Origin of the sequence: Paraburkholderia aromaticivorans (genome assembly GCF_012689525.1) — a bacterium.
Lineage (GTDB): Bacteria > Pseudomonadota > Gammaproteobacteria > Burkholderiales > Burkholderiaceae > Paraburkholderia > Paraburkholderia aromaticivorans_A.
Genome location: NZ_CP051516.1, coordinates 3,138,039 through 3,151,285, shown reverse-complemented (window position 1 = coordinate 3,151,285; position 13,247 = coordinate 3,138,039). Strand labels below are relative to the sequence as shown.

At 63.5% G+C, this 13,247-nt stretch carries 11 protein-coding genes and 1 riboswitch; of the genes, 3 read left to right on the top strand and 8 right to left on the bottom strand.

Translation table 11 applies throughout. The features are described 5' to 3' along the window. Window positions 1-46: 46 nt before the first annotated feature. Window positions 47-508 carry a hypothetical protein gene (locus HF916_RS42320; protein ID WP_168794614.1) on the top strand — a complete coding sequence of 154 codons (462 nt, stop codon included), beginning with the start codon at window positions 47-49 and terminating at the stop codon, window positions 506-508. A 21-nt stretch (window positions 509-529) separates the two neighbouring features. Here the strand turns inward: HF916_RS42320 and HF916_RS42315 are convergent, their stop codons facing one another. The 3 genes from HF916_RS42315 to HF916_RS42305 all read right to left on the bottom strand — a co-directional run bounded on the left by HF916_RS42315 (window position 530) and on the right by HF916_RS42305 (window position 4,342). After that, a complete protein-coding gene (locus HF916_RS42315; RefSeq protein WP_168794613.1) occupies window positions 530-2,407 on the bottom strand; it encodes a glycosyl transferase family 1 in 1,878 nt (625 codons plus the stop codon). A 139-nt stretch (window positions 2,408-2,546) separates the two neighbouring features. Then, window positions 2,547-3,818, bottom strand: a complete 1,272-nt coding sequence (locus HF916_RS42310; RefSeq protein ID WP_168794612.1) for a DUF3443 domain-containing protein — start codon at window positions 3,816-3,818, stop codon at window positions 2,547-2,549. A 59-nt stretch (window positions 3,819-3,877) separates the two neighbouring features. Continuing rightward, window positions 3,878-4,342 carry a DUF2844 domain-containing protein gene (locus tag HF916_RS42305; RefSeq protein ID WP_168794611.1) on the bottom strand — a complete coding sequence of 155 codons (465 nt, stop codon included), beginning with the start codon at window positions 4,340-4,342 and terminating at the stop codon, window positions 3,878-3,880. A 460-nt stretch (window positions 4,343-4,802) separates the two neighbouring features. Between HF916_RS42305 and bamC the strand changes: the two genes are divergently transcribed. Beyond that, entirely contained in the window at window positions 4,803-6,035 is a 1,233-nt protein-coding gene (gene bamC, locus HF916_RS42300; RefSeq protein ID WP_168794610.1) for an outer membrane protein assembly factor BamC, read from the top strand. Between the two features lie 180 nt (window positions 6,036-6,215). Continuing rightward, a complete protein-coding gene (locus HF916_RS42295) occupies window positions 6,216-6,371 on the top strand; it encodes a hypothetical protein (protein WP_168794609.1) in 156 nt (51 codons plus the stop codon). 167 nt (window positions 6,372-6,538) lie between these two features. On the opposite strand, the gene HF916_RS42290 is transcribed toward HF916_RS42295, so the two are convergent. The 5 genes from HF916_RS42290 to thiC form a co-directional block, all read right to left on the bottom strand. Further along, the gene (locus tag HF916_RS42290) at window positions 6,539-7,465 is read right to left on the bottom strand and encodes a DMT family transporter (RefSeq protein ID WP_168794608.1); all 927 of its coding nucleotides are present in this window, start codon (window positions 7,463-7,465) and stop codon (window positions 6,539-6,541) included. A gap of 427 nt (window positions 7,466-7,892) precedes the next feature. Continuing rightward, window positions 7,893-9,491, bottom strand: coding sequence for an L-lactate permease (locus HF916_RS42285; RefSeq protein ID WP_168794607.1), 1,599 nt, complete (start codon window positions 9,489-9,491; stop codon window positions 7,893-7,895). A 335-nt stretch (window positions 9,492-9,826) separates the two neighbouring features. Next, the gene (locus HF916_RS42280; protein WP_168794606.1) at window positions 9,827-10,324 is read right to left on the bottom strand and encodes a hypothetical protein; all 498 of its coding nucleotides are present in this window, start codon (window positions 10,322-10,324) and stop codon (window positions 9,827-9,829) included. Window positions 10,325-10,576: 252 nt separating this feature from the next. Beyond that, the gene (locus HF916_RS42275; protein WP_168794605.1) at window positions 10,577-10,789 is read right to left on the bottom strand and encodes a glycine zipper 2TM domain-containing protein; all 213 of its coding nucleotides are present in this window, start codon (window positions 10,787-10,789) and stop codon (window positions 10,577-10,579) included. A gap of 255 nt (window positions 10,790-11,044) precedes the next feature. After that, window positions 11,045-12,976, bottom strand: coding sequence for a phosphomethylpyrimidine synthase ThiC (gene thiC, locus HF916_RS42270; RefSeq protein WP_168794604.1), 1,932 nt, complete (start codon window positions 12,974-12,976; stop codon window positions 11,045-11,047). Between the two features lie 139 nt (window positions 12,977-13,115). Next, window positions 13,116-13,234, bottom strand: a riboswitch (TPP riboswitch). Window positions 13,235-13,247: the final 13 nt, after the last annotated feature.

Here is a 13,247-nt window from a genome sequence, read left to right as displayed (position 1 = left end):
CAGGCCGTAAGCTACAATTGCCGACGGCTTGAAAAACGGAACATCAATGAAGATTCGGATTCTCTCTCTCGTCTGCGTCACGACCGCTGCTGCGCTGCTGGCGGGCTGCACGGCCGTCTACAAGAACACGGACGCGTGCGAACAGTTGATGCGAAGCAAGCTGGCGGAAACGTCGCCCGATACGCTCAAGATCACCCATGCCGCCGCCGGTATCTACGGCTCGCGCGTGGTGGTCGAAGGGTCGATCGAACATGTGCTGGTCCCGTCGTCCGCGCCCGCGGCGGCGAGTGCGCCGCTCGCAGCTTCGGCGGTGGCCGTTGGTGTGGCAGGTGCATCGGGCGCATCAGATGCATCGGCAACCGCGGCGCTTTCGTTCAAATCTGCCAAAACGCAGAAGACCGTCACGCCAGCGGCCGCGGAGTGCACGTTCCACGGCCCGGCGCTGAACGTATTCAGCTGGCTTGCGCCTGCCAATCTGGTGACGCCGGCCACCAGCGCGACCGAGTAGCACAGAGCGCTGCGCCGAACCTCAAGCCATCGCTTGTTCCTTGCGCCGGCGTTGCTTCACCCGCACCCGTTCCAGCACGCATTCAGCGAACGCCTGCGGCCGCCCTTCAAAGCAACGTTCCACTGCCCGCGTATCGATCAGACGCTGCCGCAAGGCCGTGCGCTCGTCGTGGGCGTCGATCATTCGCACGGCGGCGGCGATGTAATCCTCGACGCTCTCCCCCGTGGTCCACGACGGCAAGCCCGCGCGCTCGAACAGCGCGCCGTCGATCCGCTCGAACACTTCCGGCCCGCGCTTGCAGATGCCGGGCAAACCCAGCGTAAGCGCGTCGACGATACCGTTGGTATTGCCGAACGGAAACGGGCTGAGAAACAGATCGGAGCGATTGACGCGCGCCAGATAGTCCGCGTATTCGTGAAAGCCGTGCACGACGGCGCGCGGCAGCGCTTGGCGGATCACGTCGCGCATGCGTTCGAGCGGCAAACCGAAAGGCACGCCGCTCATGAAATGAAACTGGACCGGCGTCGCCGCGCGCTCGCCGATCTCACGGCATGCTTCGAGAAAGCCGGGATTGAGCTTCATTGCGCTGGCCGTGACGACGATCTCCAGCGTCTCGCGTGACGGTGGAATCTCGGCGACGATGTCCGGCAGCGCCACCGACGGCCGGTACGGTTGGCCGTCTTTCGGCAGCGTCATCAGACGTTCGCTGAAACAGGCGGGGTTGCCGGCGTAGTCTTCTTCCACGCTGACGTAATCGATCTTGTCGGAGTGAGTCGTGGCCGGGTGGCCGAGGCCGGCGATCTGCAGCGGCGCAATGCGCAGGTTCGACATGAACACCGTGAGCGCGAACATGCCGACGCTCGGCATATAGAGCACGTCAGGCTGTTCCGCCTCGGCGAAGTCGCGAATCGTTTTCAGACATTCGCCGATATATTCCGGCTCTTCCAATTCCACGAAACGGTCGAACACCGCGCGCCCGATATCGTCGATGGCGTAGCCGAAGCCGAAAGCCACCACTTCGAAATGCTCGCGCGCGGCTTCGAGCGTGAGCGAGTGCGTGCGGTAGATCGAATGGGCGCCGCTGAACCACTCGAGCACGACCACCATGAGCGGTTTTTTGCCACGTTGCTTGCGGTTTTTCGCGCGCGCCAGTTTTGCCGCGGGAATGTCGGTCAGTCCCAATTGGTCCAGCTTGCGGCGCACCAGCGCGTTGATGTCCCGCTTGATTTCGTGCCGTCGCGGCGTGTCCGCGTAGCTGCAGAACATATAGGCGTTGTGCAGCAGGGCAGTTGGCAGGTCGTCGAGGTCGTCGATCTGCTGCAGTTTGCCGGGCAGCCATTCCATCAGTGCTTCGCGTTTGATGTGCGCGCTCGCCGAGCCCTTGAAGACCGGTGCCAGCAAAACGAGTGCAAGACTGGCGGCGAGCGATTTGTCATAGGCCCACAGCGCGGCGAAGTCGAGTTCCAGTTCGGACTCGGTCGAATAGAGCACGCAGAGTTTCTCGATGAAGCTGTCGCCGGGCAGAAACTGAGCGTTGTCCGGACCACGCGGATTCAGGTGACGGGTCACGTGATCCGCATTGCCGAACGGCGTGCACGCAAACACCAGTCCCACCCATTCGTGCAGTGTCAGAAGCAATCTGAAACACTCGGGCGGCAACTTGAATGTCGGGTCGGCGAACAAGGTCGACGCCGCGCTCGCGAGGCGTGTGCAGAAGCGCTTGCGTTGCTCGGCGGGCGGCAGATCGGCGATGCCCGAGGCAAGAAAGCTGCCGTCCAGTTCGCCGCGCTTCTGTTGCAGGAGCGCCAGCGCGGCAATGAACTGGATCGCGGCTTTGACATGCTGCCGCGTATAGACGAGCTGCTCGAAATGATCGAGCGAAAAAGTGGGTTCTTCCATCTGCCGATAATTCCAGAATTTGCATGACTAACTAATTGGAACGGAGTTAGCCGGAAAGTGGAATTATCTCAGCCGATGGGTACCAAATTTGTTCGCCAGATGAGTTTGCGAAATTTCAGCGTCGAAAGAAGCCGTCCGTTCAGAACGCGTAGTAAGGCCCCGGGCCCGCCGATGTTTCGCGCGAGGCGATGGCCGTGTAGACGCGTCGTCCGAAGAAGAACGGCAAGCCCCAGCCGAAGCCGCTGCTGGCCACGCCGGCCAGATTGTCGAAGGCATTATTCGACGACGCGAACAGCGCGCTCGAATTGCCGATCGCAAACGACACCGTGTTCGATGCGCCATCCGTACCGGTGATCGCGGCACTCGCGGCCTGAATCGACGCCGGGCAGTACCAGAAGCCGCACTGCGGGAACTGGCTCGTGCGGAAGAACAGCCCATTCGAGCCGCTGTCGACATAGCTCTGCGAATAAGTCTGCCCGCCGCTCGTGGTGACGACGTAGCCCGTCGCCGAATTCGCCTTGAGGACGCTGGCGCCGTTCAGCGTGTTGTTGGCCTGGGTGCCAATGCCGAAGATCATCGAACCCGATACGCTGGCCGCGCCGGCATCCGCGATGGCCGGCAGGTCGATCACCACGCCGTTGTTGTCGAGCGCAAAGCGGCTGACCGGATTGGTCACCTGCTGCGCAAGGGCTTGCGTGCTGGCGAGGCAGGCGCCGCTGGCGTCGCAACTGTAGTACCAGCGCGGCAGCGCGGCGCTGACGCAGCCGCTGCCGCAGTCGGCCGCGAACAGGCCCACGCCGAGAATGCCGTTCGAGCGCAAGCCGGCCACCGTCTGCATGGCGCGGCCGGATCCCGCGCAGTCGGCGGGCACGGTGGGCACCGCCGGGTCGGCGATCGTCTGGATCGGGATCGAGGCGGCCAACTGGCCGGCCATGCGGACGTCCGCGCTGCGCACCGCGCCCCACGTGTAGCCGCCGCCGAATACCGCGCATTCGCCGGCGACTCCGCTGCCTGACGCGACCGGCGCGAGCGTGAGGTCCGCCGGCAGCGCGGACGCGAGAATCCGCAGACCGTGCGAACCGGTGTCGACCTGGATATTGTCGATCGTCGCGCAATGGCTGGTGCCGGGCTGGCAGACGGTGACGCTCGTGGTCAGCATGTTGCGCGTCGGACCCGGCGCGGCGGTGACGGCGATCGGCTGGACGTTCGGCGTGTTCGACTGTGGCACGGAGGCGCCCGAGGTGGCAGGCGGCGCGGCGGCTACCGGCGCGCTGGCGGCGCTCGGGCTGTTGCCCGGTGCGGCCGAGCCGGTCTGGGACGCGGCGGCCGGTGTGCCGCCACCACCGCCGCCGCATCCCGCGAAGGCGGCGCAGACCAGCAGCAGGGCATAAACGGAACGGGCGGATTTCATGGCGTGGCGAGTGCTCATCGAGGCGTGGTGCTGATGCCGGGTGCTTGTACCGGTGCCCATCACTGGAAATCGTCGGCCGTGACGCCGGGCGGCAGCGCCGTGGGCAGCCATGCGCGGCCCGCGTAAGCGCGCATCGGGCCGCCGGATTCCACGATCACGTCCGGCCGCGCCACGCGTGAGACATGCAGGTTACCGTCCGCTGTCGCCGCGGCGGCGCCGGCGCGATACGAGTCGGCGTACTTGCCGAGCAGCGCGCGCAAATCCGGCATGGTTGGGCCTTGCCACGCGTAGGCGATGATCTGGCCGGTGTTCGTCGCGTATTCGGTGATGGTCGTGTTGCCCGCGTCGGTCAGCGTGCGCACCCGCAGCGCCCCGTTCAACACGGCGCGCGGCGCGCTTGCGCTCGCATCCGCCTGAGACGGCATGACGCCGCCCAATTCGGCGCGCGCGTCGAGGCTCGCGCACAACACGGCGACCGCGATCGCCAAGGCTGCAAGAGTCGGGGTGAGGGTAGGCAATGGCATGACGGTCGGTCCCGTGGCTGAAGCACTCAAAGGCTTCTTGTGATGTCCATTTCAAGATATCACTCGGGTTTTCTGACCGTTACTGGAAGCGGCATTCAGCTAATTTCGATATATCAAAATTGACCTTGAGAGGGCGTCGAAAAGTGCCATCGAATCAATGATCTGACGATGATGTAGGGCGCGTCTGACAGTTCGTTGGGAAATGTGGGCAACTGTTAAATTTGACGTGCGTCAGATCGTTTCGGGCGCGAAAACGAGGCTCTTGCGACTCACGAAAAGGCTGACGGAAGTGGGCGCTTCGGTGTCCATCTCGCACGTCAAAACCGCGTCGTTTGCACGCGCCTCGCGCTGCTTAATTCACGGGCAAACCCGGGTTTTTGCACATGACTCGCCGGGATCGGTAAAATGTTGGGTTGATCCACGGAAACTTGCCGTGGCGTAGCGGAAGGATTCCCCGAACATGACTGATCTTCGTCTTACCAAGCGGTTTGCAGTAATGCTGATGGCAGGCGGTCTGGTCGCCGGCTGCGGCACCTCGTCGCCGACCAAAATCGACTACAAAAGCGACTCGAAATCGAAGCAAGTGTCACTTGCCGTACCGCCGAACATGATCGATGAGACGGCCGATCAGCGTTCGTTGCCCCCGCAGGGCGGCGAAACCTCGTTGTCCACGCTCAAGCAGGTTCAGGCGCAAGCGCCGTCGGCCAATTCCGTGGTGGTGGCGCCGGCGGTCACCGGCATGCATATCCAGCGCGACGGCACGGAAAGCTGGCTCGTCATCGACAACAAGGCGCCCGACCAGGCATGGGCGCAGATTCGCCGCTTCTGGCAGGAACAGGGCTTCCTGCTGGTGGTCGACCAGCGCGACAAGGGCGTGATGGAAACCGACTGGAACGAAACGCACGCGCAGATCAACGAAGGCCTGATCCGGGGCACGCTGTCCAAGGCCATGGGCAACAGCTACGTGACCTCGGAGCGCAACAAGTACCGCACGCGTCTGGAAGCAGCGCCGAATGGCGGCACGTACGTGTTCGTCAGCCAGAAGGGCATGCGCGAGGCGCTGACCGGCACGAACAACGATTCGAGCACGTGGGTGGCGAAGCCGAACGATCCGGGCCTCGAACAGGAATACCTGAAGCGGCTGATGGCGGCGCTGGCGCTGGCTGATTCGCGCACGAAGCCGGTTGACGCGCAAAACGCCGATTTGTCGCCGGCCGGCGCGCAAACAGCGCCGAACGCGGCCACGGCGGGCGCCAAGTCGGCGGCTGCGGCCACGGCGGCGCAAAACGTCGCGCTGTCCGCCCAGCAACCCATGCCGGATGCAGACGCGAACGGCACCGAAGCGCAGCTCTCGTCGACGGAACTCACGCTCGGCGAGCCGTATGACCGCGCATGGTTGCGCGTGGGCCTCGCGCTCGACCGCAGCAACTTCACCGTCGACGACCGCGATCTGACCCGCGGCCTGTACTTCGTGCGCTACGTCGATCCGAAGGACATGACGTCGGCCGAACAGGGCTTCTGGAGCCAGGTTTTCCACGGCAAGAAGGAAAAAGTTGCCAAGCAGTATCTGGTGAACGTGCGCGCGGTAACGCCTAACCAGACGCGCGTGGCCGTGGTCGACGACAAGGGCACGATCGACCAGAGCCCGCAGGCCAAGCAGATCATGAGTCTGATGACCGACCAGTTGCACTGATCAGGGCCGCCGCAGGCGGTAACGCTGTCTGAAACCCGCGCGGGAACGACTCCGGGCGGGTTTTTTTATGCCCTGAGTTTCCGGCAGTGCGTGACCGGAAGAGATCGTTCAACGCATGCGCACGTCTTTTGCTTAATTCCCTGAATACCGGTCCGAACCGGCATTCAACGGGAGATGGCCATGTTCGACGTGATTCCTTACTGGATGTGGGCAGCGAGCTTGCTCGTCCTGGCGCTGGTATGCGGCGCAGCCTTGAGCCCGCGCGAATCGCGGCGGCCAACCGGCTTGCGGGTTCGGCATAGCGCGACTCAGCGCATGAAGTGGCCGATGCCTTGACTGACCCACCGATGCGGCCGCCACGTGCGGCCGCATGTAACGTGACGTTACCCCGGTGACGTAACTTTCCAAGCCTTCCTGAGTGCCTCCCGCCGCAAGCTTCCTCCGCAGACAAACTCAATAAAAATCAAGCGGTTGACGTTGGTTCGCGCGAAATAAAACGGGTTTCAGCTATCGGCGCGGCGCGTGCCGATCCACGGCAAACGCTTGATCACGCCGGTGGCGAGCGCGGTGCCGACCAGGATCACGCCGCAGCCTTCCAGCATGCCGGCCGAGACGCTTTCGCCGAGAAACAGCGCGCCCCACAGAATGCCGAAGATCGGAATCACGAAGGTCACCGTAATCGCGCGCGCCGGTCCGGCCACCGCGATCAGATGGAAGAACAGCATATACGCGACGCCGGTACAGGCGATGCCGAGCGCGATCACCGAGCCCCATGCGTGCAGCGAGATCGGCGCCGCCGGCCAGTAGATCACGGCGAGCGGCAGCAGCACGATGGTGGCGCCGGTCATCGTGCCGGTGGCGACGGTCAGGGCGTCGACACCGGTCAGATGGCGCTTGGTGTAGTTGGCGGCGATGCCGTACAGCAACGTGGCGCCGAGCGCGGCGCCGGCCGCGAGCGCGGTGGTGAGCGGTGTGGCCGGCGTGCCGTTGGGCGCGGCGATCTGATCCCACACCAGCATCAGTACGCCGAGAAAACCGATCGCCAGACCGAGCGTGCGCAGCGCGCTCAACCGGTCGCGCAGCCACAGAAAGCCGACTAGCGCGCCCCACAGCGGCGTGCTCGCATTGATCACGGACGTGACGCCCGCCGACAGCGTCAACTCGGCATACGCGAACAGGCAGAACGGCGCCGCCGAATTCAGAATGCCGACCACTAGCAGCGGGAAGGCCCGCGTGCGCAGGATCGTCGCGGACTGGCGCAGCGGACGTCGTGCGATCAGTACGATCGCGAGAAAGGCCGCGCCGATGCCGACGCGCAGCGCCATCAATGGCGCGACGCCGAAGTCGGTGACGCCGACCCGGATGAACAGGAAAGAGGCGCCCCACAGGGCGGCGAGGATCAGCAACTGCAACAGGTTTTTAGCATTCATCGAGGTGGCGCCGCGCGCGGTTGAGTCGAGACGCCTGCGCATCGTAGCAGCGCAATCGTGCGAAACGTTTCAGGCTGGAATGAAACGGCAAGATCCGGGAGACGGAGGCGTTTGATAATCGTTAATCGTAAGCGCAACGGCGCCCCGCGCAAAACGAGCAATTCTCACGCTGATGTGAGAAAAATTGCGATCGGGGCGGTGAGGTGGGGCTGAAGTGCTTGGGCGGGAGAGGGGGCTTGAGCGAAGATCGTGAATTATATTGCGGCAACGCATCATTCAGGGATCGCTGGTTAGCCCGCTCTGGCCTGATCCGGTTAAAGCGGCGCATGCCGGCGTTCGCGCGGCCGTTGCCGACCACTCGAAGCGCATCGCGTGAGTCGACCAAACGGGTTGTGCGGGCCGGGCAGCCCGCACAACCCAACCCGCGTCAATGCGGAATCATCCACTGCAAGAAATTCTGCTGCAGCCACACCAGCACGCCGAGCAGCACCGTCAACAGCATCGAATGCTTGAAGGTTTTGGCGAACACCACGCCTTCCTTGCCTTTGAGTTCGGTGGTCGCCACCCCGGTCGAAATGTTCTGCGGCGAAATCATCTTGCCCATCACGCCGCCCGACGAGTTTGTCGCCGCCATCAGGATCGGGTTGAGATTCAGCTGATTGGCCGCCACCACTTGCAGGTTGCCGAACAGCGCGTTGCCCGACGTGTCGCTGCCAGACAGGAACACCGCGACCCAGCCGAGGAACGCCGACACCAGCGGAAAGAACGGTCCGACCGAGGCGGCGCCGAGGCCGAGCGTGTACGTGAGCCCCGAGTAGTTCATCAGATACGCGAGCCCGACGATGGTCGCCACCGTCAGGATGGCGATGCGCGTCTGCACCCACGTGTCGGCGATGGCCGCGCCGAACTCGCGCGGGCTCAGTTTGACCACGGCCGCCGTAATGAGCGCGGCGACCAGGATGGCGGTGCCGGTGGCGAGCGGCTGGAAGTCCCACACCGCGCCGTACGGCGTGTTGTACAGCGTGATGAACACGGCCTTGTCGAGCCCTGGCCACGGCACCTTGACGTCGCCGATCAGGAAGATCTTCGCCACGGTCCAGACAATCACGACCACCGACACGATGATCCACGGATACCAGCCCTGGCCGCCGCCGATCTTGCCGCGCACTTCGCCCACACGGTCGATGTTGATCGCGAACTTCGGATCCGCCGCGGGCCTCCAGACGCGCAGGAAGGCGATCGTCAGAATGAGCGAGACCATCGACGACAACACGTCGGTCAGGCTGTAGTTCACATAGTTCGACGCGACGAACTGCGTCAGCGCGAAGCTCGCGCCCGACACCAGCAGCACCGGCCACACTCGCAGCATGTTGCGAAAGCCCGCATAGACGCCGATCACATAGAAGGGCAGCAGGAAGGCGAAGAACGGCAACTGGCGGCCGACCATCTTGGCGAGCGAATCGGCCGGCAAATGCGTGACCGCGCCGAGCACGGTGATCGGCACGCCGAGCGCGCCGAAGGCGACCGGCGCGGTATTGAAGATCAGCGTGAAGGTGAGCGCTTCGAGCGTGGGAAAGCCGAGCAGAATCAGCAGCGAACTGGTGATGGCGACCGGCGTGCCGAAGCCCGAAATCCCTTCGAGCAGCGCGCCGAACGAAAACCCGATCACCACCAGCACCACGCGCCGGTCGTTCGGCAGATTGTCGATCATCCACATGCGAAAGGCCGCGAAGCGACCCGAGCGCTGCGAGATGTTGTAAAGCAGGATCGCCGTGAACACGATCCACATGACCGGCCAGCAGGCGAACACTGCACCGGCGACCACGGCATCGACCGCGAGTCCTACCGGAAACTGCCAGACGAGGATCGCGACGATCAGGCCGACGATCAACCCCGCGAGCGACGCCTGCCACGCCGGCCGTCGCGCCCAACCGAGCAGAAGCAACACGACGATGATCGGCAACGCCGCGACGAGGAACGATGGCAATAGCGAATTGCCGACAGGAGTGAGTAGTTGGTGAAACATCACGTCTCCTTCATTGTTGTTTGGACTCGACGCGGCACCCCGCACTCCGGAACGCGTCGCTATGGCATGACGGATGGGCGTCGGCGGCACGTGGGAGCGGCCGGGATCGCTTATTTAAACGAGTACTGCATGTGGCTTACCAAGGATAGAACCCAGCCGGGCCGCGTCAAGAAGGGAAACTACGGGCGAAGCAGATGGGCGCTGGGAGCGCGGCTTGCGCGGGCTGGACGGCGCGGCGTGCAGGGCGCGATGTCGTGCAGGCACCGCACGGCGGGAAATCTGCCGTGCGAGCGCATCGTGTGAAGATCAAGGAAGTTGAACGGTACAGGCGGGTGTCAGTGCCAATGGCCGTGGCCGCCCCATCCGCCGTGACCGCAACAGGAACCGCCGAAACCGAAGCCGATCGCCACGGACGGCCCGTACCAACCCGGATAACCGTAATAAGCCGGATAGACCGGCGGCGGATAGTAGACGGGATAAGCCGGCGCGTACACAGGCGGGGCGGCGACCGCATAAGTCGGCGGTGGGATTTGTTGACCCGCCTGCGCCTGTTGTTGCTGCTGTTGTTGCAGTTGCTGTTGTTGCGCCGCCGTTAAATTATCTTGCCCGACCGGCACCGCTTGCTGGGTGCTACCCGCGGGCACAGTGGCGTAGTAAGGGTTATAGCCGCCCGGATAGTAACCGTACGGATAGTAGCAACCGGACAGCGCAAGCATACAGACCGCGCCACCGAGCGCCATGCCTGTTTGCGAAAGACGCGGAAGAGACTTGGGAAAACGCAGTGGCAACCGCTGGCCGATCGCGCACACCGTGATGACGAGGCGGGACTTCATGACTCGCTCCTGGTTGAATCGAACGCCGCCATTCGGGGCGTCACCTTGTGAGCTTACGCTGCCGCGGCGCCGACAGGATTGCAAAACCGTAACGGCTTATTTCACCTCATTGCAGCGCACTTCGCTATGCGAATGGAACACGCATTGCCCGTCGTGTCCAACAGCTGCCGACCGGGTTATTTGTCGGCCGGGCATCATTCAACCGACGCTTGCGTCATGCATAAACCCTAGCGCGATGGGTTGCCGTACGCTCTACTTGCCCACCTCATGACCAATGACGCCGCCCGCCGCCGCGCCGCCGATGGTCGACAACGCATTGCCGCCGACCACCGCGCCCGCCGCGCCGCCCAAACCCGCGCCGACTGCCGTGTCGCGCCCCTGACGGCTCATGTCGTCACACGCGGCAAGGCTCACCGCGACGGCCACGATGGCCGCGAACGTACCGATTTGACGTATCGATTTCATGTTGTTGACTCCAGTAGTGATGGCTGGCAGTAGTCCGGCCCGTGCATTTGATGTGATCGCCGCATCCCGTATCCGGACGTGTGCGGTTGTCAGCGAACCAAGGGTTTCGTAATCCAGTGTTTCCCTTCGTTCAGCACGCGGCGTGCCCGGATCGCGTAAACGCAAAAGCCCGCCAGTGGCGGGCTTCGTTGCTGCAATGCAGAGGTCTGGCGGATCGGGTGGCGTAACAACGACGCCCGATCCGCGACCCGAACCTTACTGCCGCTGATAAATCTCAGCGCCTTTCTTCATGAACTCGATCGACTTCACTTCCATGCCTTTCTTCAGCGCTTCGTCGTCGGTGACGCCTTGTTGCGCGGCGAACTCGCGCACGTCCTGCGTGATCTTCATCGAGCAGAAGTGCGGGCCGCACATCGAGCAGAAATGCGCGACCTTGGCCGAATCCTTCGGCAGTGTTTCGTCGTGGAATTCGCGCGCCTTGTCCGGATCGAGACCGAGGTTGAACTGGTCTTCCCAACGGAACTCGAAGCGCGCCTTGGAGAGCGCGTTGTCACGCACCTGCGCGCCCGGATGGCCCTTCGCCAGATCGGCGGCGTGCGCGGCGAGCTTGTAGGTGATGATGCCGGTCTTGACGTCGTCCTTGTTCGGAAGCCCAAGGTGCTCCTTCGGCGTGACGTAGCAGAGCATGGCCGTGCCGAACCAGCCGATCATCGCGGCGCCGATACCCGACGTGATGTGGTCGTAGCCCGGCGCGATATCGGTGGTGAGCGGTCCCAGCGTGTAGAACGGCGCTTCGTCACACCATTCCAGTTGCAGGTCCATGTTCTCCTTGATGAGCTGCATCGGCACGTGGCCCGGGCCTTCGATCATGGTCTGCACGTCGTGCTTCCACGCGATCTGCGTGAGTTCGCCGAGCGTCTTCAGTTCGCCGAGTTGCGCTTCGTCGTTGGCGTCGTAGATCGAGCCGGGACGCAGGCCGTCGCCGAGCGAGAAGGCCACGTCATAGGCCTTCATGATTTCGCAGATGTCTTCGAAGTGCTCGTACAGGAAGCTTTCCTTGTGATGAGCGAGGCACCACTTCGCCATGATCGAGCCGCCGCGCGAGACGATGCCCGTCATGCGTTTGGCCGTCAGCGGTACGTATTGCAGACGCACGCCCGCGTGGATCGTGAAGTAATCGACGCCTTGCTCGGCCTGCTCGATCAGCGTGTCGCGGAAGATTTCCCACGTCAGATCTTCGGCCTTGCCGTTGACCTTTTCGAGCGCCTGGTAAATCGGCACCGTGCCGATCGGCACCGGCGAATTGCGGATGATCCACTCGCGCGTTTCGTGGATGTGCTTGCCGGTCGACAGATCCATCACCGTGTCGCCGCCCCAGCGGATCGCCCACGTCATCTTGTCGACTTCCTCGCCGATGGAGGATGTCACCGCCGAGTTGCCGATGTTCGCATTCACCTTCACGAGGAAGTTGCGGCCGATGATCATCGGCTCGCTTTCCGGGTGATTGATGTTGTTCGGGATGATCGCGCGGCCGCGCGCCACTTCCTCGCGCACGAATTCCGGCGTGATCGCCGTGAGGCCGTTCGGACCGAACGCGCTTGCGCCGAACGCCTGGCCTGGATGCTGGCGGCCCATCATCGCCGCGAGCTTTTCGCCGTTCGGGCCGCTCGTCTTGAGGCTCTCCAGATACTCGGCGCGGCGCTGGTTCTCGCGAATCGCAATGTATTCCATTTCCGGCGTGATGATGCCTTTACGCGCGTAGTGCATCTGCGAGACGTTCTTGCCGGCGATCGCGCGGCGCGGCGTGCGGTGCAGGCCCTGGAAGCGCAGATCGGCGGTTGCGGTGTCGGCGGCGCGTTCGCGGCTGAAGTCGCTCGACAGACCCGTCAGCGCTTCGGTGTCGCCGCGTTCTTCGATCCAGGCCTCGCGCAGTGCGGGCAGACCGGCGCGGATGTCGATTTTGGTTTCCGGATCCGAGTAGGGACCCGACGTGTCGTAGACATAGACCGGCGGATTCTTTTCGCCACCGAAGCTGTCGGGCGTATCGGCCTGCGAGATTTCGCGCATCGGCACGCGGATGTCGGCACGCGAGCCGGTCACGTAGACCTTGCGGGAATTCGGCAGCGGCGCGACAGCGGCTTCGTCGACGTGAGCGTCGGCGGAAAGGAACTTCGGATTGGCGTTCATCGTATCTCCTGTCGACCAGAGTCGGCGCTTTAGCGCCTTACTCTGGTCCCATGCACAGCATGGCGTTGAGTGGGGCGGCTAAGCAGGAGACGAGACGGAAGTAGTCGGAATTCGCGAGAGATGAGGCGATAGAGCTTGGGTGCGAAATCCGTACGCTTCCCTGCGCTGGCATTATCCAGATCAGGTTCAAAGGGTATTTCTCACCCACGCAGCACGGACCTCCGACCTCCGTGCGACGCAGGACCCCCGCGTTAGCAGCGCACACGATACA